The sequence below is a fragment of the Phenylobacterium sp. genome (assembly GCF_037189685.1).
Taxonomy (GTDB): Bacteria; Pseudomonadota; Alphaproteobacteria; order Caulobacterales; family Caulobacteraceae; genus Phenylobacterium.
Genome location: NZ_JBBCIT010000014.1, coordinates 1 through 21,397, shown reverse-complemented (window position 1 = coordinate 21,397; position 21,397 = coordinate 1). Strand labels below are relative to the sequence as shown.

Below are 21,397 nucleotides of genomic sequence, written 5' to 3'. Positions count from 1 at the left end.
GTCACGGTGCGTTCCTCACCCGATCAATCGGTGTTCGCCGACAGCTTCTACGGACGAGGCATGACATCTCGCTGTCGAAGACTTGGCGGAGCGACCGAAGCGGGGCGGGGGAACGCAGAGAAGGGCCCAACATTCAAAGAGGGGGTCCTGCAGTGAAAACAGTATCTACTGGCGCCACGCAAAGCGCCATTCATCCCGCCGCCTCGCGAGCCAAGCGCGGCTTTCTGCTGGCCGGCATCGCCGCGGGCGCCATGACGATCGCCGCACCCGCGGCGGCTCAGCCCGAGACGGTTCAGGAACTCATCGTCACGGGATCGCGCAGCAAGCCGCGCACGGTGCTGGAATCCCCCGTGCCGGTCGATGCCTTCTCGGCGGAGGACATTCAGTCGATCTCGGTGACCGACACGCAGGACCTGCTCAAGACGCTGATCCCGTCGTACACCCTGACCCGTCAGCCGATCTCCGACGGCGCCACGTTCATCCGGCCCGCCTCGCTTCGGGGCCTGCCCTCGGACAAGACCCTGCTCCTCGTGAACTCGAAACGTCGGCACCGCTCGGCCCTCGTGGTGACCGGCGGCAGCGGCGTCCAGGCCCAGGACGCCGCACAGATTCCGGCCTCGGCGCTCAAGTCCGTGGAGGTGCTGCGCGATGGCGCCGGCGCCCAGTACGGCTCGGACGCCATCGCCGGCGTGATAAACTTCATCCTGAAGGACTCCGCGGATGGCGGCAGCCTGTCGATCCAGGCCGGCCAGTACTACGAGCGCGACGGCGAGGCGGTCATCATCAGCGGCGACAAGGGTTTCGCCCTGGGCGAAAACGGCTTCGTGCACGCCTCGTTCGAGTACGCTACCGAACAGCCGACGGCGCGGGTCCAGACCTTCTGCAACCGCAACATCCCGAACCAGAACGCCGGCTTCTGCATCCCGCTGTTCGCCACCGAAACCACGGGGCCGGGCACGCCGTTCACGGCGGCCTATGCCCAGCGCGTGAACTACGCCGGCCTCTACAACCGCATCCCGCAGAAATGGGGCCAGCCCGAGGGCGAGTACACGCGGGTCTTCGTGAACTCCGGCTACGAGCTGGGCGTGGGCGAACTCTACGCCTTCGGCAACTACGGCCGCAGCCACCAGAAGGAGGATTTCAACTACCGCAATCCGGTGGACGTGGGGGCTTCCACCAACAACCTGGACGACTTCATCCGGATGCGGGACGGCCGCCTGTTCTCAGCCAACCAGATCTTTCCGCTGGGCTTCACGCCAGAATACTTCGGCACGGTCACCGACTACTCCATCGTCGGGGGTTACAAGGGCGAATACGGCCCCTTCGGCTTCGACCTCAGCGCCCGCTGGGGCGTGGACAAGCTCCGCTACGACCTCGAGCATACCGTGAACTTCTCGCTGGGCGAGGCCAGCCCGACCGAGTTCAACCAGGGAACCCTGCGCTCGGACGAGCTCGCGCTGAACGCCGACTTCACCTACGAGTTCGCAGGCTTCACGCCCGAACCGATCGCGATCGCCTTCGGCGCCGAGTATCGCAAGGAAGGCTACGAGATCCGGGCCGGGAACCTGGAGGCCTACATCGCGGGGCCCTACGCCCAGCAGGACCCGTACGACTTCTGCACCGACGAGGCCGACGTCACCCAGCGCACGCTGCGCCCGACGGCGCCCCAGAACCAGGGCATCATCTGCAACTCGATGACCCAGGTCATCGACGGCCGCACCTTCACCAACCCGGTCTATGCGGTCCTGGGCGTGGGCTCGAACGGGGCGCCGGGCTTCCCGCCGCTCTATGCGGGCCGCCTGACGCGCAACTCCAAGGCCGCCTACGTCGAGGCCAGCACCGATCTCAGCGACCGGCTGTTCGTGCAGGCCGCCCTGCGGATCGAGGACTTCTCGGACTTCGGCTCCACCGTCGACTACAAGGTGGCCGGCCGCTTCGAGATCAACGACATCTTCGCCGTCCGCGGCTCGGTGGGCACCGGCTTCCGGGCGCCCACCACGGGCCAGAACTTCACCACCATCGTCTCGACGGTGATCAACAACGGCCAGCCGGTGGCCCAGGGCCTGTTCCCGGCCACCAACCCGGTCGCCCAGTTCCTGGGCGCCCAGCCGCTGAAGCCCGAGGAGTCGAAGAACTTCTCGGTGGGGATCACGGCCCAGCCGATGCCGGGCATGACCCTGTCGGTCGACGCCTACTACATCGAGATCGACGATATGTTCTATGCGGTGACGCCCATCACCGTGACGCCGGCGCTGCAGGCGGCCCTGATCGCGGCCAACGTGCCGGGAGCCAACACCATCGGCCAAGTGAACTTCTTCCAGAACGCCTTCGACGCCCAGATCCAGGGCGTGGACGTGGTGGCGACCTACGCCCACAACTGGGAGAACGGTCACACGACGACGCTCAGCACGGCGTTCAACTGGAACATGCCGGTGATCGACAAGGTGAAGGTGATCATCGACCCCAGCGGGGTGACGCGGACCTTCTTCGATGGCGAATACGTCTACGACTTCAAGCACTCCGAGCCGCGCTGGCGCGGATCGATGACCGCGTTCCACAAGTTCGGGCCGTTCACCGGGGTCGCGCGCGCCAGCGTCTACGGGCCGTACAAGAACATGTTCAGCGTGACGAACCCCGTCATCCAGAAATGGAACCCCGAGATCTTCATCGACCTGGAGGGAAGCTGGGACGTGACCGAGAAGGCGCGCATCACGCTGGGCGTGCGCAACCTGTTCGACAACTACCCCGACCGAGACAAGATCGGCGAGTCGGCCACCAACGGCCGCATCTACCGCTCGGACATGATCGTCGACTGGCAGGGCGGCTTCTACTACGCGAAGGTCAACTACACGTTCTGAGGCGCGCCTCCGACGCGCTGCGGGCGGCTCCTCCGGGAGCCGCCCTTTCTGCTTGGCCCGCCGAACGATCCGCCTGAAACGAAAAAGCCGCGCCCAGCAGGCGCGGCGAGTTCAGGGAGGAAACGCCCCGAAGGGCACGGCCAAGCTGACCGGGTTCATTGCACCCCGCCAGAGAACTTCCTGGCTGCGGACCGGCTTTTGGATAAGTGCGCAGGAGATAGGCGCCATCGCCTGCATGCACGGCGTCCGGCTACAGGCGGAGATCGGCCGCCGCCTTCGGAAGCGCCGCCTTGACGTCGAAGACCACCGCCGCCTCACGCCCGAACGCCCGGATCGCGTCGGCGCCCAGAGCCATGAACTCCCGGTGGGCGACAGCCAGGACCACCCCGTCGTAGGCCCCCGCCACGGGCGCCTCGAGCAGGTTGAGGCCGTACTCGGCGGCCGCCTCCTCCGCGGCGATCCAGGGGTCCCACACATCGACCGCGGCGCCGTAGTCCTCCAGCTCGCGCACGATATCGATGACCCGGGTGTTCCTCAGGTCCGGCGTGTTCTCCTTGAAGGCCAGGCCCATCACCAGCACCCGGGCGCCTCGCACCAGGACGCCACGGCGGATCATCTCCTTCACCAGTTCCCGCGCCACGTGTCCGCCCATGCCGTCGTTGATGCGCCGGCCGGCCAGGATCACCTCGGGTCGGTAGCCGACGGCCTCGGCCTTGTGGGTCAGGTAGTAGGGGTCCACCCCGATGCAGTGTCCACCGACCAGGCCGGGGCGGAAGTTCAGGAAGTTCCACTTGGTCGCCGCCGCCGCCAGCACCTCGGCCGTGTCCACGCCCAGGCGACGGAAGATCAGGGCGAACTCGTTGATCAGGGCGATGTTCAGGTCGCGCTGGGTGTTCTCGATCACCTTGGCCGCTTCCGCGACGCGGATCGAACTGGCCCGGTGCGTGCCCGCCCGAACCACCGAGACGTAAAGCGCGTCCACGAAGTCCGCGGCCTCCGGCGTCGATCCCGCCGTCACCTTCACGATGTCGGCCAACCGGTGGTTCGGGTCGCCGGGATTGGCGCGCTCGGGGCTGTAGCCGGCGAAGAAGTCGCGGTTGAACGTGAGGCCGGACACTTCGGCCACGACCGGCACGCAGTCCTCCTCGGTCGCGCCGGGATAGACCGTGGATTCGTAGATCACCACGCCGCCCGGCCCGATCGCGCCGCCCACGGTGCGGCTGGCGGCCAGCAGGGCCGAGAGGTCAGGCCGCTTGTAGGCGTCGATCGGGGTGGGCACCGTCACCACGAAGACGTTGCAGCCGGCGAGGTCGGCCGGATCGTCGCTGAACGTCAGGCGCCCGGCCGCGGCCAGGGCGCCTGGCTCCACCTCCAGGGTCCGGTCCCGCCCGGCCCTGAGTTCGGTGATCCGCTCGGCTCCGATGTCGAAACCCACCACCTCATGCGCGGCCGCGAACGCCACCGCCAGCGGCAACCCCACATAGCCCAGCCCGATGACCGCGATCCGCGCCGGCGTCTGCGTGAAGGGGTTCAGCACCATGGCCGCGGTCTAGCACGCTTCGGGCGCGAACCGCCGCAGTTCCCGGATCCCCAGGTACAGGTGATAGAGCGACGTCGCCGGCGACGGCTCCTCCACGAACGCGCCGTCCGCGTACATGCGTTCGCGCCAGACCCCCCGGACCGGCGTGTCCAGGAACGCCGCGACGGCGTTCGCCGCCTCCAGGGCGTCGTCCTCGGCGCCCAGGCTCAAGGCCGCCTTCAGTCGTTCGGTCTGAGGCCAAAGGCGGGCCGCGGGGTCCCGCACATCCAGGCGGGGCGTCAGGGCGTTCACGGCGACTCCGCGTCCGGCATCCACGCCGCGCCTCCCCGCTTCGTACAACCGCGCCGCCGTCGCCTCGCCGCGCGGGTCTCCTCGCCTTCGTCCCCAGTCGGCCAGCAGCCAGGCCCACTCGAACTGGTGACCCGGCTCGACCACCGCCGCGTCGCCCGACAGCGGCGACCAGTCCGCGGCGAAGAACTCCAGCAGCGCGCCGGTCTCCGCCGTCACGAAGCGCTCCAGCGCCAGCGTCACGATTTCGTCCGCCAGGTCCCGCCACATCGGCGCCGGATCGATCGCCTCCCAGGCCAGGGCCGCCTCCAGCAGGTGCATATGGGCATTGGCCTGGAACGGCGCGTCCCCGGCTTCACGGAAGCCGCCCGCCGCATGGCGGAAGCGATCAAGCGCGCCACGCACCCGCCGCGCCTGGGCCTCGTCTCCAAGCGCCGCCAGCGCGAGCAGGACGAACCCGTGTTCATAGAGGCGCGCCTCCGGGTCCGTGATCCGGCCGTCAGGCGACAGGACGGTCGCGAACAGGCCGTCCGGCCCTGCGGCTCGTCTGCGGAAGGCGTCGAACGCCCGCCGCGCCACGGCGTCCCAAGGCCCCGGACGGCGATCCCGGGCCGCCGCGGCGAAGACGAAGGCCTGGCGGGCTTGTACGCGGGTGCGGCAGCGCGGATCCTGGGGTTCGCCCTTCCAGGTCAGGGCTTCCCGGAACAGCCCAGAGCTCTCGTCCACCCCCACGGTCGCCCAGAGCGGCAGGGCCGCCGTGGAGAGCCAGGAGTCCAGCGCCGTCGCGGCGGACGCCAGGTCCGCGAACTTCGGGGGCGGGCGTGCGCCGGCGAACACACGCACCGACTGCGCGGCGTCCAAACCGCACACCAGCACCGCGTCAGCCTCCGCGACCACGGCCAGCCGCTCGACCCCCGCGACCGCCACCCGTATCCCCGGCGCCGCGCGCACCAGCACCTGCCGGACATCCCGGGCGTGGACATCGCCCGTGAGGCTGGAGCCTCCCGCGTCACGCGGCGAAGCCGCCAGGACCGCGTCCCAGGCGCCCACGTCCGACCAGGCGAAATCCACGGGCACGACGGCGCCGCGCGTCGTCTTTTCCATGATCGCCCGGTCGAAGGCGACCGCCGGCGCGGCGTCGAACGCCGGGCCCAGGCTCACGCACGCGCCCGAGACGGTCGCCGTTTCCAACCCTGCCTCAACGGCCGCGGCGACCGCAGGCGCCCAGCGGCTCAATTCGCCCGCCAGCGCATCGGCGGAGGCGACGAAGACTCCGGCGTTCCAGAGGGCGCCATCCCGGATCAGGCCGGCCGCCCGCTCGGCGGCGGGTTTTTCGACGAAGCCCGATATGGCCAGGGCGCCATTCTCCGCCGCTCCGGGCAGGATATAGCCCACCGCGTCGGACGCCGCGGCGGGCCGCAGCCCCAGCGTCACGATGGCCCCCGCCTCCGCCACGGCCGCGGCGGCGCGCAATCCGGCGGCGAACGCCCGGTCGTCGGAAATCTCATGATCGGCCGGCATGATCGCCAGAATGACATCGCCCGGCCCGCGCCTGGCCCATGCCGCGGCCGCAGCGATGGCGGCCGTCGTGCCGCGCGGCGACGGCTCCAGCACGATCCGGGCGACGACGCCCGCCTCGTCGGCTTCCCGCCCTATCCGCGCGGCGTCCGACACACCGCCGACGACAAGGATTTCGCCGGTCGCGACCGCACGCGCGCGATCCAGGGCGGCGCGGAATGGAGACCGCTCCCCGGTCAGCGGCACGAACGGCTTCGATCGGCCGGGGCGGGACGCCGGCCATAGCCGTGCGCCGGCGCCGCCGCAGAGGATCACGGGAAGGATCGGCGAAGTCGAGATCGGGCGCTCCCCGAGGGCGGCGACGGCAGACGCCCTCCCCTAGCGCGCGGGGCGCCGCAGGGGAATTCCGGATTGTCGGATCAAGGGGCCTGGAAACCTGGACGCGGAGTTGTCCACAGACTCCCCCGACAGGTGTGTCAGATTGACCCACAGCCCGGAGGACGCGTAGAAGGCGCTCGAACTATGGGGTTTGGCTGTTTTTCGGACGCTGAGCGGACAGTCGCCGTCAGGCGAAGAGCGCACGAATCCCGAAGGCGATGACGGTCCACAGGGCCACCGAGGCGCAGGCGCCAACCGTGAGGCCGATACCGACAGGCAGCCGGCGCGGCGCCAGTTGCTCCGTGACGGTCCTGGGAGCGATCAGTTCGACCGGTACGTCGGACGGCATGTTTCTACTCCGGCGCCGCCCAATTCGTGGGCTGTGTCACACTTTGCTCAGCGAGCGTAAACAGCGCGTGTCGGAAGTTGGCTAACATTTGCGGTAAACAAATCGGGTAGGCCCGAGCGTGGTTGAAGTGATTTCGAGAGCGCCATGACGGACGTCGCCGCCAGGACGATCGACGCGCCCATCCCACCTGCGCCGCAGCAACCTGCGGCCGCGACCTTTTCCGTGGCGACCAGCCCCGGCAAGCGGATCATCGACATCGTGGGCGCGGCCGCCGCGCTCTTCGTCTTTCTGCCCCTGTTGTTCACCATAGCCCTGGCGATCCGCGCGGAATCGCGCGGGCCTGTGATCTTCCGGCAGCGGCGCACGGGGCATCAGGGCCAGATCTTCACGATCTACAAGTTCCGCACCATGACGGTGACGGAGGACTGCGCCGACGTTCGTCAGGCGACAAGAGGGGACCAGCGGATCACCGCCGTCGGCGCCATTCTTCGCAAACTCAGCCTCGACGAACTGCCCCAGTTTCTGAATGTGCTGCAGGGCGATATGTCCCTGGTCGGGCCCAGGCCTCACGCCTTGGCTCATGATGACTACTACGGCGCTCGTATCGGCCCCTATGCGGATCGTTTCCGCGCCAAGCCGGGCCTGACCGGCCTCGCCCAGGTGAACGGCCTGCGGGGTGAAATCCACGACCTCCGCGGCATGCAGGATCGGATCGACGCCGACAACCTGTACATCGACGCCTGGTCGCTGGGTCTCGACGTGGCGATCCTCGCCAAGACGGCCCTGGTGATATTTCGCGATCCCCACGCCTACTGATCGGACCAACGGCCCGGCGGTGACATTTTGTTAAGCACGGCTGCAACCGGATGCGGAGCCGACCCGAATATAGTTCAGACCACGCCGCCCACGGGACGGGAACCCTGGCGCGGCTCTTGCTCCGGCAGGGGCATGGTCCACGGGGCGATCGGGGAACATGTCCGGAATTGAAACGCGGTTTGGCATCGAGGATGACGTGGACAGGATCCGCACGGCATTCTACGGCTTCGTCGGCGCGAACGCCGCCGATGCGGACGGTCCTGCACAGTTCCGAACGGAGCTCAGCGAACGTGGCCCCCGGGTGCTCGTCAGGCTCTGGAGCGCCGAGGCCATGGACGCCTTCCTGCGTCAACTCCCCGGCGAACGGCCGGATCGGCGGCGGTGCTATGAATAGCCTGGCGGAGCTGCGCACCTTCGCCGAGGCGGCCGAATGGACGCCTCGCGGCGCCCCCCGCCCCCCGGCGACTGAAGCGCCCGCAGCCATGCCTGTGGCGACCAGCCGCCGCAAACGTGCGTTCGATATCGTGCTTTCGGCCGGCGCCCTGCTCTTCTTCCTCCCGCTCCTGCTCACAGTGGCGCTTCTTGTGCGCCTCGAAAGCCCGGGTCCGGCGCTCTTCCGTCAGCGGCGCACCGGCCTGAATGGCGTGATCTTCACCGTCTTCAAGTTCCGCACCATGCGGGTCGAGGAAGACGGCGCCGTCGTGCGGCAGGCCACCCAGAACGACTCCCGCGTCACCGCTCTGGGCGCCATCCTGCGTAAGTATTCGATCGACGAGCTGCCGCAGCTCCTCAACGTGCTCCGCGGCGAGATGTCTCTGATCGGACCCCGTCCGCACGCCGTGGCGCATGACGAACTGTGGACCGAGCAGGTTCCGGGCTATGCCCGCCGCTTCCGCGCCCGCCCAGGCTTGACGGGATATGCTGCGATCTGCGGCTTTCGTGGCGAGGTAAGGGAGTTCCAGGCCATCCTCGACCGGGTGGAATCCGACAACGAGTACATCGACACCTGGTCCTTCGGACTGGACGTGAAGATTGTCTGGCGGACTATTCCCCTCGTCTTCGGGGACACCAACGCCTACTGATCCGCCGCCTTAACGGATCGCTCAGGGCCGGCCGCTAGAGTCCCCGCCGACAAGGATCGAGGGGAAGCCAGAATGGCGGACGACAGCGGCGCACATCGCGCCCTTCCCGAAAAGGAAGTCACAGGTCCCGCACGCCGCGGCCCCTTCCGACCCGAACGTCTCCAGCCTGTCCGTTCCCGCATCTCCGGTTCAGGCCTCGCGCGCCTGTTTCAGGCCGGGGACGCTCTGGCGCTGATCCTGGCCTCATGGATCGCCAGCGCCGCGATGTCGCTGCCCCCGGTGATGTGGCTGGGAGCGCCGATGTTGGCCCTGGTCCTTCTGGTCGCCACCGGGGCCTACTCGATGAACATGCGGGAGCGGCTTCGCCGCCGCTTCGGCCGCCTCCTGATCGCAGCGGGCGCCGCGGGTGGAGGCGCCGGCGCCGTCTGCGGACTGCTAGACCCGACCTTCCCGGCCATCGCCTGTGTGGCGTGGGCGGCGGCGGCGGCCACCGCGCTCATGTCCACGCACCTCGCATGGGGCGTGGTACTTGGCCGTCTGCGAGCCAGAGGCCTGCTGACCCCCAATCTGATCGTAGTGGGCGGCACGCCTGCGGCGCAGCGGCTGATCCGTCGGGCGCTCCGGACCCGCGACGTCAACATCCTGGGCGTCTTCGACGACCGCCGCGACCGGGTCGGGCCGGATATCCATGGCGTTCCTGTCCTGGGCAAGACCGCCGACCTCATCGATTATCGCATCCTACCCTTCGTCGACCGCATCGTGATCACCGTGCCCCCGCGGGCAGGGCCCCGGATCGCCCAGTTGCTGGAACGCCTGGCGCCGGTCCCCAATCCCATCTCCCTGCTGCTGGACGAGGATGACGAAGACGCGCAGTCGCGGGCGATGGGCCGCATTGCCGACTTCGACCTGATGCACGTCTCCGGCGCCACGGAACGCTCGGGCTATCTGCTCGCGAAGCGGATCCTGGACCTCGCGCTCAGCCTTGGCGCGCTCGTGGCCCTCGCCCCCGTGATGGCAGCCGTGGCCTTCGCCATCAAGCTGGACAGCCCGGGGCCTGTCTTCTTCAGACAGAAACGCCACGGCCTCATGAACGAAGAGATCACGGTCTGGAAGTTCCGCTCGATGCGGACCGAGGTCAGCGACCACCGCGCCGCACGGCAGGTGACGGCCGACGACGATCGGGTCACCCGCGTGGGTCGCTTCATCCGCCGGACCAGCCTCGACGAACTCCCGCAACTCTTCAACATCGTCACCGGCGAAATGTCGGTCGTCGGTCCCCGACCCCACGCCATCGGAATGCTCAGCGGCGGCGCTGAGGCCAGCAAGCTGGTGGAGACCTACGCTCACCGCCACCGGATCAAGCCCGGCCTCACCGGCTGGGCCGCCGTGAACGGGTCTCGCGGTCCTGTGGACACCGCCGACGATGTCCGCCGCCGCGTCGCGCTGGATCTGGAGTACGTCGAACGTCGCTCGTTCTGGCTCGACCTCTCGATCATCCTGCGGACTGCGCCATGCCTGCTGGGCGACAGTGGAGCGGTGCGCTGAGCCTGTGGTCGAGCGTCGGCGATGTGGGCCTACGCCTGCTCCACCGGTATGGGCCCGACCGTTAGCTACCGCTTCTCAGGCGGAAACTTGATGCCGAACGGCTTCAGGACAAGGACGATGTAGACGAGCACCACCAGGACGATCAGGAACGAGATCAGGCCCTGCCCCTCGTTGCCGAACCAGTTGGCCACAGCGCACCCCACGGAGGGGGGAAGATAGTGCAGGATCGTGTCCTGCGGCTCCCCGGGCTGCACCGACCTGTGCAGGAATAGCACGACCAGGGCGCCGAAGATCGCCACGGTGATCCAATCGTAGACCGTCTCCACCAGCCCCCTCCGAGAATATCGTCGTCACTAACTAGCAGTCTGCCGCCGCTGTGCAATTGTCGGTCAGCCGATGAGTCCGGTCAAACGGACGCTATCCGTGGTGCAAGTCACATGCCGCTCCGCCCCGCCCGAGGGATGTCACGCCTGCTCCCGGTCCTGGCCGTGACGGCGACCGTGGCTCTGGCGGCAAGCTGCGGTACGGGCCCGTTGAGCACCGCGTCAGCCGAGGATCGCCCCGGAACGGTCGCCACACTGCCAGATAGCCGGAACCTCAACTTCCGGTGCAGCGGCCGCGGCTCGCCCACCGTGATTCTCGAATCGGGATTCGGCGCCGGCGCGGGCGGCTGGGCCAAGGTCCAGCCGCGCATCGCCAAGGTCACGCACGTCTGCGCCTACGACCGGGCGGGCTACGGCTTCAGCAGCCCCGGCCCGGAACCCCGGGACGGCGCCGCGATCGCGCGCGACCTCGATGCAGGCCTGGACGCCGCCGGCCTGCAAGGCCCCTACGTGCTGGTCGGCCATTCTGCAGGCGCCCTCTACGCACGGCTGTTCGCGGCGCGGCGCCCGCAGGAGGTCAAGGGACTGGTTCTGGCCGACCCCACAGTCGAGCGTCTTGCGCCCGCCGGCCGCGACGGCCTCACCGGTATCCGGAGCCGACTGCAGCGATGCCTGACGACAGCCGAGGCGCCCCAGCGGCCTGGAACACCCCCCGATGCTGCGTGGGGCGACTGTCAGAGAGGCGGCGCACGCGCCGCGGAGATCGCCCGGGATCCCCAGACCTGGCGCAACCGGCTCTCCGAGCTGGACGCCATCTTCACCTCGACGTCGGCCCAGGCAAGCCGGACGCGGTACGTCCTGGCCGAGGTTCCCACCTACGTCATAACCGCATCCGACACGGCTGCGACCGCCCCTCAGGTCGGCTATGACAGGCCGCGTTCCCTATGGGAGCTGCAACACATGCAGATGGCGTCGAACGTCCGTTTCGGCTGGCAGCGCACGGTGTTCTCGTCCCACCTGGTCCAGAATGACCGGCCCGAGGTCGTCGCCGACGCCGTGATCGCGATGGTGGAGGCGATCCGCGCGGGAAAGCCGCCCGAACCTCTGGCCCCCAGCGAAACGGACGCAGAAGACCCCGCGTTCGGCGAGCCCGCGTTCGGCGAGCCCGCGCCTAGCGGGCCGCCAGTTCCCTGAGGCGCGCAGCCTCGAGCGAGGTCACGCACTTGGGCGCCGCCCAGGCCTGGCCGCGGGCGACGGCGTCGCGGGCCGTGACGAACTCGGTCCGGCCGAACTCCCGGGCGAACCCACGGCGCGTCTCGGGCGTGGAATCGCAGATGTAGACCGTGCGGGCCGGGGCCGTACGCGCCGCCGCGTCGGTCGCCTTGGCGGCCGCCGAGGGGGCGTCCCCCGCCACAGCCGCGCCCATCGAGAAGGCCGAGACCGCAAGGGCGCAGATCATGAGCCGCATCGCTTGTTCCTCCTTCGGCGGCTCCATGCCGCTCTTCAGGAGGCGAACGCTACTGCACGGGTGGCCCCGGCAAAAGTTCCGTGACGATTCTGCGACACTTCCGGATCACTCGTAGTATCCGGGGCCGCAGCGGACAGCGACGGCCCGGCGCACGGACGCCGGGCCGGCTGTTTCCCGAGAAGGGCCGCCGGCTCAGAGCCTGGCGGAAAGGCTGATCGAAAGACTGCGGCCCAGTTCGTAGTTGTTGAGCCGGATGATGTCGCCCCCGCGCTTCTGGAACTCGTCGAACTCCTCGCCCAGCAGGTTGCGGGCTTCGACGCCGGCCGTGAACGCCTGGCCCCAGAGCTCGAACTTGTGGCGGAAGGTGAAGTCCAGCATCACGCCCGGCTTCTGCTCGAAGTCGGGCGCGCCCGCCTGGCCGCGCGCGGTGCTCCGCTTGCTGGCGTAGTTGGCCAGAAGCGTCGCCTGGGTCATGCCGTCCAGCGTCTCGAAGCCCAGTTGCAGGTTGCCCAGGTGCTTCGACTGCCCCTGGAGCCGCGTGCCGTCGATGACGAAGTTCCGCGCCGGCGCCGGCAGGCCCAGGTTGGTGCGTGGGAACACGACGTCGTCCGCCCCCACCTTCACCTCGGACTTCGTGTAGGTGTAGTTGGCGGCGACCAGCCAGCGCACATTGTCGACCCAGCTCTGGCCCGTCTCGAACTCGAAGAACTTCTTGAACTCGGCCTCGGCGCCGTAGACCACGGCCCGCGGCGCGTTCAGGAAGCTCTGCTGCAGGCCGGAGCCGGACTCGTTCACCACCGACTCGATGGGCCGGTCGATGTCCTTGTAGAACAGGCCCACCGTGGCGAACTGCCCACGGTCGAAATACCGCTCGTAGCGGGCGTCGAGATTGATGATCTCGCTGTCGAAGAGGAACGGATTGCCGATGAAGGTCCGGTCGCTTTCCGGATCGAGGTAGAGTTGCGGCGCCTGCTCGCGGAACTGTGGGCGGGCGATCGTCTTGGACGCGCCGAAACGGAGCTGCTGGTCCTCGGCGAAGTTCCAGGTGACCGTGGCGGCCGGCAGCCAGTAGTCGTTCTTGAGGCTGCGGCCTTCAAGCGGAGTGGGCGAGAACAGGTCGATCGCCTGGACGTCCTGGGTTCCGGTCTCGAAGCGCACGCCCAGGGTGGCGCGGACGGCGGGCGCGATCTCGCCCTCGCCCTGGATATAGGCGCCGTGCGTGACCAGGCTGGCCGAGTAGGCGGCCGCCCCGTCCGAACCCGTGACCTCCCGAAGGATCAGGCCCTCGGGACCGATGTTGTAGTCGGAATAGAGGAAGTCCACCCGCTGGCGCTGGAAGTTCAGGTCCGGGGTGAAGTTCATGGTGAAGCGGAAGACCCGCGAGTCCGAGATGCGCTCGTTGTCGTACCAGGCGTAGCCGCCCGAGAGGGTGAGGTCGGCGATCCAGGGGTTCTGCAGGCGGTACCGGAAATCGATCCCCGCGCCGGACGTCTTGTCCTCCAGTTCGCTGAACCGGATGAAGTTCGCATCGAGCTGCGGGTTGTGCAGGTATTCGCCGCCCACGAGCCGGTAGCGGAGCGAACGCTCGTAGGGCACGTCGCGCTCGGTCCGGGCGTAGGAGCCCCGCCACAGGATCTCCAGGTCCCCGAACTCATGCCGGCCGGTGATCTGGGTGTCGATCAGCTCGCGCTGATACCAGGCGGTGGAGTCGTCCCGGATCGTGTTGCTGGCCCGGGCGCTGTCGCCGGTGACCGAGCGGGTCTCCTTCGTCACGTTGCGGACGTAGAGGTTGGTCCACTTGAAGCTGTGGTTGTCCAGCTCGAGGGCCACCTGGGTCAGCCCGTTCAGGACGATGTCGTTCTGGGTCGAGTTCGAGAACAGGTCTTCCTGGACCGACAGGCCGTCCAGGTTCACCACGCCCTCCTGCTGGGTCGCGCGGCGCGTGGACCAGCCGTTGTCGTATCCGAAGATGCCGACGACGCCGAGCCGGCCCCAGTCGAAGTTCCAGGCGGTCCCGGCGGAGACATCGAAGCTGCCGTTGATCGGCACGTTGTCGGTCGACTGGAGCAGGTTGATGTTGGCGTTCTGGAAGCTGCGGCCCATCGCCGTGAGGGTCGTCGAATCGAAGTTCGACGAGTCGATCCGCTTGCCCGTCTCGATGCCGCGCCGGATCAGCAGCGGGAGTTCGCGCGTGCCGTCGTCGACGCCGAACGAGTCGCTGTTTCCGCCGCCGAAGTAGGTCAGCCCCCGCTTCAGCGTGGTGGAGGAGTTCATGCCCAGGCTGACGCCCATGGCGACGAACGGCCGGTCGGGCACGCCCACCGTGTTCAGGTCGATCAGCCCCCCGCCGAACTCGCCCGGATAGTTGACCGAGTAGGTCTTCTGGACCGTGACGCCCGCCAGGATGTTCGAGGGGAAGAGATCCAGCGGAACCACCCGCTGGAGCGGCTCCGGGCTGGGCAGCGGCGATCCGTTCAGCAAGGCCGACGAATAGCGCTCGCCCAGGCCCCGCACATAGACGAACCGGCCGCTGACGAGGCTCAGGCCGGCCAGCCGCGTCAGCGCCGCCGCCGCCGTGTCGTCGCCCTGGCGCACGAGGTCCTCGGCGGTGACGATCGAAGCCACCTCGGAGGTCTCGCGCATCACTTCGGGGATGTACTTGCCGCGGACCACCACCTCGTCCACCTCGGTCCCGGGATCCTGGCCCCAGGCCAGGGCGGGCGCCATCAGCGCCGTCGTGCAAAGCAGAAGCCCGGCGAGCGGGCGCTTGAAATGGGTCATGTGAGGATGGCCTCTGGAGTTCGACATCGCGCGAAGGCGGCGGGGTCCGAAGACCCCGCCTCGCCGGCTCAGCAGCTGCTTCCGGTGGACAGGCCGCAGGTCCAGCCCTGCCACCAGGTGTCGCTCGCGTCCCGAACGGCGCCGATGTAGGTCACGTTGTCGAAGAAGGCGTAGATCGCCTGGGGATTGGTCGCCACGCGGCCCATCTCGTTCGAGCCGTTCACGAAGCCCGAGAGGGTCGAGGTGTGGGTCGAGGAGTTGTTGGCCCCCGCGTTGAACAGGGTCGCCACCTGGGCGGCGGTGACGTTGGTGTCTTCACGGAAGGCGATGGCGCAGGCGAAGACCACCGAGTCCCACCGCGGCGCGGCGGCGACGGTCGAGGTGTCGTCCACGTCCAGGCAGGCCGTGTTCGGGTTCGTGGACACATGGATGCCGTTGATGAAGCGGCCGCCAGTGCCCGTGTTGAGGATCTGAACGTCGCCGGCGCCGGTCCGCGTGGAGCCGATGGCGGTGTAGTTGGCGATCTTGGGCTGCGAGTTCAGCGACGCCTGGACGCCGGCCGAACTCATCTCGAAGGCGCGGTCGCCGCCGTTCGCCCGCTGGCGGATGATCAGGTACTGGATGCCGCCGCGCCAGCCTTCGTCGGTGTCGATGCTGTCGTCGTCGGCGCCGGTGATCACGACGCGCTTGGCGTTCACGGTGCCGCCGAAGAACTCGATCCCGTCATCCGACGAGTTGTGGACCTGGACGTACTCGACCGTGGTGCCCGAGCCGACGCCGTTGAACGTGATGCCGTTCAGCTCGCGGTTGGGCTGCACCTCGAAGCCCGGATAGCGCACCTGGATGTAGCGCAGCCGGCCCGAGTTGTCGGTGGGGCTGTTGCCGCCGTAGAGCGACACGCCGCCCTCGAAGGTGGCCACGCAGTTGATGTTCGGAGGCGTCGTGCCGGCCGGGCAGCTCGCGATCGGAGCGCGGCCCGATATCACGATGCCGCCCCACTGGCCGATGAGGTCGGCGCCCGAGTTGCCGTCGATGTTCGAGCGGCTGGTGAAGATGATGGGGCTGGTGGCGGTGCCCTCGGCGAAGATCTGGGAGCCGCGGACGATGTTCAGATAGTCCAGGCCGCCCGAGCCGAAGAGCCGGACGCCCGGCTCGATGGTCAGGATGCCCTGCTGTGCGCCGGCGATGGGATTGTTCGGATCGGCGCCGCGATCCTGGCCGACATCCGTCCGGCCGCTGATCGCGTAGACCGTGCCGTCGCGGTTGGGCACCACGAGGTTGCCCAGGATGAGGGACGGAAGCTGGCAGGCGCGCAGCGTGCCGTTGGCTACGAGGCCCACGTTGGAGAAGCCCGTCGGGCAATCCGCAGCCGGCTGGCCAGGTTGCGGCGTCGTGCCGCCACCCCCGCCACCGCCGCCGCCGCTGGTGGGCGGGAAGGCGCCTTCGCCGGGCGAGGCGACGTTGTCCGCCCCGCCGCAGCCCGCCAGCGCGAGCGCGCTCAGAGAGCTGACGAGGATGAGTTTGAGCTTGACGCCGGTCATGTTGATCTCCCGCGAGACGCTTGTGCGTGCAGGCGGGCGCTCCGTCCGAAGCCATCCCCCGGAGCCGTCTCCCCGCCGTCGGGGGCGTTCTTAGGGACCGCCGGTGACAGCGCGCGGACAGGCGGATGACACTTCGGCTTCGGTTTCGTGGCGCCTCCGTTGCGACGCCGACGCGCACCGGCGACGCCTTGTCGCAATTCCACCGCGCTCGAGATGCGTACTGGTCGCGCCGAGGGCCTATGGGCTAACGTCGGGGCTCGGGATCGGGGCGGAAGATGGCGCTCAAGGCGATGCAGTTCGGGGTTCTTGGATCGGCCGTCGCCCTGGTCATGGCCTCGGCGTCAGGCGCGGCCGCCCAGGTTCTGGAGATCGGCGAGGACGGCGCGGTGACCACCTACGCCGGCCCGCAGGTTCACACGTCGGCGGGGGTCACGCCGATTCTCCCGCCCGAGCCCGCCCCGCTGGTCCGCGCGCCGCCGGAGGAGGTGATCCGGCTGATCCGGGAATCGTCAGAGCGCCACGCCGTGCCGGCCGAGATCGTCGAGGCGGTGGCTTGGCAGGAGTCGCGTTTCAATCATGCGGCGGTTTCGTCAAAAGGCGCGCGCGGTGTCATGCAACTGTTACCAACAACCGCTAGCGACCTCGGCGTGGACCCCTCGGACCTGAAAGGCAATATCGACGGCGGCGCAGCCTATCTGGCTCAGCAGATCCGGCGGTTCGGAGATCTGAAGCTGGCGCTGGCGGCCTACAATGCCGGCCCCAAGGCGGTCGAACGGTACGGCGGCGTCCCGCCCTATGCCGAAACCCAAACCTACGTGCGCGCGATCCTCTCGCGCCTCGGGGCCGCCGCGGCCCTGGGCGCCCGCGCGGAGTGAGACCGATGAAGAGATTTTTCCCCCTCACGACCGTTCTGGCTTTCGCAGCCGCGCCCGCGCACGCTCAGGCCCAGGCCGATCCGGCCGGCTCGTCACCCCTTCTGGCGGCGCTGAACTGGGTCCAGGGCACCCTGCTCGGCAATCTCGCCACCACCGCGGCGGTCATCGCGGTGGCCATCATCGGCTATCTGATGCTGGTGGGCCGCTTCGACTGGCGGCGCGGGATCGTCACCCTGGTCGGCATCTTCATCATCTTCGGCGCCGTCACCATCGTGGCCGGCATCCGCTCCCTGGCCGGGGGGCTCTGAACCATGAGCCGGCTGGCCTCCGATCCCGTCTTCGCGGCGCTCACGCGGCCCCAGATGATCGGCGGCGTCACCTATCCCTACATGGTCCTCAACCTGGTCGTGACGGCCGAGGCGTTCCTGATCACCCGTTCCTTCTGGGCGCTGCTCATCGCGGCCGTGATCCACGCTGTCGGCTATGTGGGATCCCTGCGTGAGCCGCGCTTCTTCGATCTCTGGGTCACCCGGCTCTCCACCTGCCCGCGAGTGAAGAACTTCAGCTTCTGGCGCGGGAACTCGTACAGGCCATGAGCGACACCTTCCTCACGACCGCGGCCGCCAGGATCCTGGCCCCGCGCGAGGCCGCAGTCGGCGACCGGCTGCCCTACCTCGCCCACGCCGACGACGTGACGCTGCGCACGAAGGACGGCGTGCTGATCCAGACCCTGCATCTGGCGGGCTTCCCGTTCGAGACCGCGCCCGACGAGGAGCTCAACTACCGCAAGGCCGTTCGCGAGACCGTGCTGCGCGGCGCCGCCAGCTCGCGGCTGGCGCTCTGGCACCATGTCGTGCGCCGCCGCGTGACGCCGGCCTTCCCGCCGCCGCCGGAAGAGCCCTTCTGCGAAACCCTCGACCAACGGTGGCGCGATCAGCTCGCCAGCCGCCGCCTGTACGTCAACGACATCTTCCTGACCCTCGTCCTGCGCCCGACCCAGGGTTCGGCCGGTCTCCTCGAACGGCTGATGAAAGGACCCCGCGCCCGCGACGGCGAGATCGCCCGCGACCTGCGCGAGCTGCACGCCACGCGCGAGGCCTTCGCCGCGGCCCTGGCCCCCTATGGCGCGCGCACGCTCGGCCGCTACGACGGCCCCGGCGGCGCCCAGCGCTCCGAGCCCGCCGAGTTCCTGGGCCTGATCCTGAACGGCGAGCTCCGGCCCGTGCTGGCGCCCGGCGGCGACTTCGCCCAGGCGCTCGGGACCCGCCGGCTCAGCTTCGGCCTCGACGCCATGGAGTTCGGCCCCGGCGCGTCCGAGCCTGCGTTCGGCGCGATGGTGTCGGTGAAGGACTATCCGGCCCGCACCGCCCCCGGCCTGCTGGACGGCGTCCTGCGCCTGCCGATGGAGATGGTGCTCACCGAGAGCTTCGCGTTCGTGGACCGCCAGGCGGCGCTGGACCGCATGGGCCTGGCGCTGCGCCGCCTCAAGGCCGCCGAGGACGACGCCTACAGCCTGCGCGGCGAACTGGCCCAGGCCCGCGACGACGTGGGCGCCGGGCGCGCGGCCTATGGCGAGCACCACCTGACCATCCTGGCCAAGGCCGACAGCCTGGACGCGCTGGACGCCGGCGTGGCCGACGTGCAGTCGGCCCTGGCCGAGACCGGCGCCGTGGCCGTGCGCGAGGACGTGAACCTCGAACCCGCCTTCTGGGCGCAGTTCCCCGGGAACTTCCGCTTCATCTCGCGCAAGGCGCTGATCTCAGCCGGCAACTTCGCGGGGCTGGCCAGCTTCCACAACCACCCGACCGGCCAGGCCGACGGCAACCACTGGGGGCCGGCCATCGCGGTGCTGGAGACCACGGCCTTCGGCCCCTACCACTTCAACTTCCACAACGGCGACCTGGGCAACTTCACCGTCATCGGCCCCTCGGGCTCGGGCAAGACGGTGCTGCTCACCTTCCTCCTGGCCCAGGCCGAGAGGCTGAAGCCGAAGATCGCCTATTTCGACAAGGACCGCGGCGCCGAGCCCTTCATCCGCGCCATCGGCGGCCGCTACGACGTGATCTCGCCGGGCGAGCCCACCGGCTTCAACCCCCTGGCCCTGTCCGACACGCCGGGGAACCGGGCGTTCCTGGCCGAATGGGTGGCCCAGCTCCTCACCTCCGAAGGCGAGGTGCTGGACGCCGAGGACCGGCTGATGATCGCCGACGCGATCGACGCCAACTTCGCCCAGCCGCCCGGCCATCGGCGCCTGCGCTATCTGCGCGAGCTGTTCCGCGGCGCGCGCCGGCCCCACGCGGGCGACCTCTCGGCCCGTCTGGCCGCCTGGTGCGACGGCGGCGACCACGCCTGGCTGTTCGACAACGAGGCCGACCTGCTGGACGTCGAGACCCGCATCCTGGGCTTCGACATGACCCGGCTGCTGGATTCGCCCACCGTCCGCGTGCCGGCCATGATGTACCTGTTCCACCGGCTGGAGCAGCGGCTGGACGGCGACCCGGCCCTGATCGTGGTCGACGAGGGCTGGAAGGTGCTGGACGACCCGGTCTTCGTCCGCCGGATCAAGGATTGGGAGAAGACCATCCGCAAGCGCAACGGCGTGGTGGGCTTCTGCACCCAGAGCGCATCGGACGCGCTGGACAGCCGCATCGCCTCGGCGATCATCGAGCAGGCCGCCACCCAGATCTTCTTCCCCAACGCCCGCGCCAAGGCGGCGGACTACGTGGACGGCTTCGGCCTGACCGAGCACGAGTTCGAGCTGGTCCGCACCCTGCCCGACACCTCGCGCTGCTTCCTCATCAAGCGCGGCGACCACAGCGTCGTCGCCCGGCTGGACCTGACCGGCCTGTCGGGCGAGCTGGCCGTGCTGGCCGGCACCGAGCGCGCCGTGCGCCGGCTCGACGCCCTGCGCGGCGAGGTGGGCGACGCCCCTGACGCCTGGCTCCCCCGCTTCATGGCCGGCGGCGAGCCCCGCGAGGGTCGGAACGCGGCATGAGCACCGCCTGCGCCGCCATGATCGACGACGGCGTGATCCGGGGCGTGCTCGCCACGGTAGAATGCCAGACGCGCGTCTACGCCGAGGGCGGCTATACGGCGCTGACTTCGGGTTCACCCGTCTTCCAGGGTGCGGTCACGGCGATCCTCACGATCTATGTGGCCCTGATCGGCTACCGGATGCTGTTCGCCCAGGGCGCCGCCCGCCTCTCGGACGCCCCCGGCATCGCGCTGAAGGTGGGATTGATCCTGGCGCTCGTGACCAGCTGGGCCACCTTCCAGTCGCTAGTGTTCGACGTGGCGGGCCGCGCGCCGACCGAGATCGCGGCCATCGTCTCGGCCCCATTCACCGAGGACGGGACCTCGCTGGCGTCGCGCCCGGTCGACGGGCTCCAGGCGGCCTATGACGAGTTCAGCGAGACCGGCGCGGCCTACGGCCAGCTCGCCGGGCCGAACGCCAAGGGCTATTCCAGCCCGCAGGCCGCCGCCGCCGAAACCACCGCCGCGGCCTCGGGCGTCCTCTTCCTGGCCAGCGCGGGTGTGATCTCGGCCGCCACCCTGGCCATCGGCGTCCTGACCGCCATCGGCCCGGTCTTCATCGTCCTGGCGCTGATCCCCGCCACCCGCGGCCTGTTCGTGGGCTGGGTGCGCGCCATCGCCGCCGCGGCCCTCACCCCCCTGGTGGCCTGGCTCCTGATCGTCCTGATGCTTTCGGTCATCGAGCCCTGGATCGCGACGCTGGCCGAACAACGGCTGGCCCAGCGCCTGAACCCGCAGACGGCCATGAGCGCCGCAGCGCTGGTCTTCGTCTTCGCCGCCGGCCAGGCCGCGCTTGTGATCGGCGCCTGCGTCATGGCTTTCGCCTTCCGCCTCCCCTCGCCCCGGGCCGACCGCGGCCGGGCCGGCGCCGTCGCCCCCGCCGCGGCGAGCCAGCCGGCCGCAGCCCCCCTGCCCTCGCGCGCCGAGCGGCTGGCCCTCGACCTCCAGAGAGATCAGGCCCAGGTCGCCGCCCGCAGCCGGGGGGGGGGGGGGGGCGCCGCC

18 protein-coding genes are annotated in these 21,397 nt (G+C 69.3%); 11 read left to right on the top strand and 7 right to left on the bottom strand.

From position 1 onward, the window contains the following. The first annotated feature begins 251 nt into the window (after window positions 1–251). A complete protein-coding gene (locus WG212_RS10155; RefSeq protein ID WP_337186980.1) occupies window positions 252–2,858 on the top strand; it encodes a TonB-dependent receptor in 2,607 nt (868 codons plus the stop codon). A gap of 250 nt (window positions 2,859–3,108) precedes the next feature. Here the strand turns inward: WG212_RS10155 and WG212_RS10150 are convergent, their stop codons facing one another. From WG212_RS10150 to WG212_RS10140, 3 genes are all read right to left on the bottom strand, one after another. After that, a complete protein-coding gene (locus WG212_RS10150; RefSeq protein ID WP_337186979.1) occupies window positions 3,109–4,398 on the bottom strand; it encodes a nucleotide sugar dehydrogenase in 1,290 nt (429 codons plus the stop codon). Window positions 4,399–4,407: 9 nt separating this feature from the next. Then, on the bottom strand, window positions 4,408–6,519 hold the full coding sequence (locus WG212_RS10145; protein WP_337186978.1) for an AGE family epimerase/isomerase: 2,112 nt from the start codon (window positions 6,517–6,519) through the stop codon (window positions 4,408–4,410). Between the two features lie 250 nt (window positions 6,520–6,769). Beyond that, window positions 6,770–6,931, bottom strand: coding sequence for a hypothetical protein (locus tag WG212_RS10140; protein ID WP_337186977.1), 162 nt, complete (start codon window positions 6,929–6,931; stop codon window positions 6,770–6,772). A 144-nt stretch (window positions 6,932–7,075) separates the two neighbouring features. Between WG212_RS10140 and WG212_RS10135 the strand changes: the two genes are divergently transcribed. From WG212_RS10135 to WG212_RS10120, 4 genes are all read left to right on the top strand, one after another. Then, a complete protein-coding gene (locus WG212_RS10135) occupies window positions 7,076–7,747 on the top strand; it encodes a sugar transferase (RefSeq protein ID WP_337186976.1) in 672 nt (223 codons plus the stop codon). A 157-nt stretch (window positions 7,748–7,904) separates the two neighbouring features. Next, window positions 7,905–8,141, top strand: coding sequence for a hypothetical protein (locus WG212_RS10130; protein WP_337186975.1), 237 nt, complete (start codon window positions 7,905–7,907; stop codon window positions 8,139–8,141). Further along, a complete protein-coding gene (locus WG212_RS10125; protein ID WP_337186974.1) occupies window positions 8,134–8,829 on the top strand; it encodes a sugar transferase in 696 nt (231 codons plus the stop codon). The genes WG212_RS10130 and WG212_RS10125 overlap by 8 nt, the downstream gene beginning before the upstream one ends. A 72-nt stretch (window positions 8,830–8,901) precedes the next feature. Next, window positions 8,902–10,374: an exopolysaccharide biosynthesis polyprenyl glycosylphosphotransferase gene (locus tag WG212_RS10120; protein ID WP_337186973.1), complete on the top strand. Its 1,473-nt coding sequence runs from the start codon at window positions 8,902–8,904 to the stop codon at window positions 10,372–10,374. 65 nt (window positions 10,375–10,439) lie between these two features. Here WG212_RS10120 and WG212_RS10115 read toward each other — a convergent pair whose 3' ends face one another. Further along, complete coding sequence (locus WG212_RS10115; RefSeq protein ID WP_337186972.1) at window positions 10,440–10,700, bottom strand: XrtV sorting system accessory protein; 261 nt, start codon at window positions 10,698–10,700, stop codon at window positions 10,440–10,442. Between the two features lie 135 nt (window positions 10,701–10,835). Between WG212_RS10115 and WG212_RS10110 the strand changes: the two genes are divergently transcribed. Further along, window positions 10,836–11,891 (top strand): alpha/beta hydrolase, encoded by a 1,056-nt coding sequence (locus tag WG212_RS10110; RefSeq protein WP_337186971.1) that lies wholly within the window; start codon window positions 10,836–10,838, stop codon window positions 11,889–11,891. On the opposite strand, the gene WG212_RS10105 is transcribed toward WG212_RS10110, so the two are convergent. From WG212_RS10105 to WG212_RS10095, 3 genes are all read right to left on the bottom strand, one after another. Then, entirely contained in the window at window positions 11,869–12,165 is a 297-nt protein-coding gene (locus WG212_RS10105) for a hypothetical protein (RefSeq protein ID WP_337186970.1), read from the bottom strand. The genes WG212_RS10110 and WG212_RS10105 overlap by 23 nt on opposite strands. 192 nt (window positions 12,166–12,357) lie before the next feature. After that, window positions 12,358–14,946, bottom strand: a complete 2,589-nt coding sequence (locus WG212_RS10100; protein WP_337186969.1) for a TonB-dependent receptor — start codon at window positions 14,944–14,946, stop codon at window positions 12,358–12,360. 68 nt (window positions 14,947–15,014) lie between these two features. Then, the gene (locus tag WG212_RS10095; RefSeq protein ID WP_337186968.1) at window positions 15,015–16,487 is read right to left on the bottom strand and encodes a hypothetical protein; all 1,473 of its coding nucleotides are present in this window, start codon (window positions 16,485–16,487) and stop codon (window positions 15,015–15,017) included. 275 nt (window positions 16,488–16,762) lie between these two features. Here WG212_RS10095 and WG212_RS10090 point away from each other — a divergent pair, with 275 nt between their 5' ends. The 5 genes from WG212_RS10090 to WG212_RS10070 form a co-directional block, all read left to right on the top strand. After that, window positions 16,763–17,362 carry a lytic transglycosylase domain-containing protein gene (locus WG212_RS10090; RefSeq protein WP_337186967.1) on the top strand — a complete coding sequence of 200 codons (600 nt, stop codon included), beginning with the start codon at window positions 16,763–16,765 and terminating at the stop codon, window positions 17,360–17,362. A gap of 5 nt (window positions 17,363–17,367) precedes the next feature. Next, complete coding sequence (locus WG212_RS10085) at window positions 17,368–17,670, top strand: TrbC/VirB2 family protein (RefSeq protein WP_337186966.1); 303 nt, start codon at window positions 17,368–17,370, stop codon at window positions 17,668–17,670. Window positions 17,671–17,673: 3 nt separating this feature from the next. Next, window positions 17,674–17,958: a type IV secretion system protein VirB3 gene (locus WG212_RS10080; RefSeq protein ID WP_337186965.1), complete on the top strand. Its 285-nt coding sequence runs from the start codon at window positions 17,674–17,676 to the stop codon at window positions 17,956–17,958. Further along, entirely contained in the window at window positions 17,955–20,357 is a 2,403-nt protein-coding gene (locus tag WG212_RS10075) for a VirB4 family type IV secretion system protein (RefSeq protein WP_337186964.1), read from the top strand. The genes WG212_RS10080 and WG212_RS10075 overlap by 4 nt, the downstream gene beginning before the upstream one ends. Beyond that, window positions 20,354–21,397: type IV secretion system protein (locus tag WG212_RS10070; protein WP_337186963.1), on the top strand; the 1,044-nt coding region annotated here is incomplete at its 3' end. The genes WG212_RS10075 and WG212_RS10070, both read left to right, overlap by 4 nt.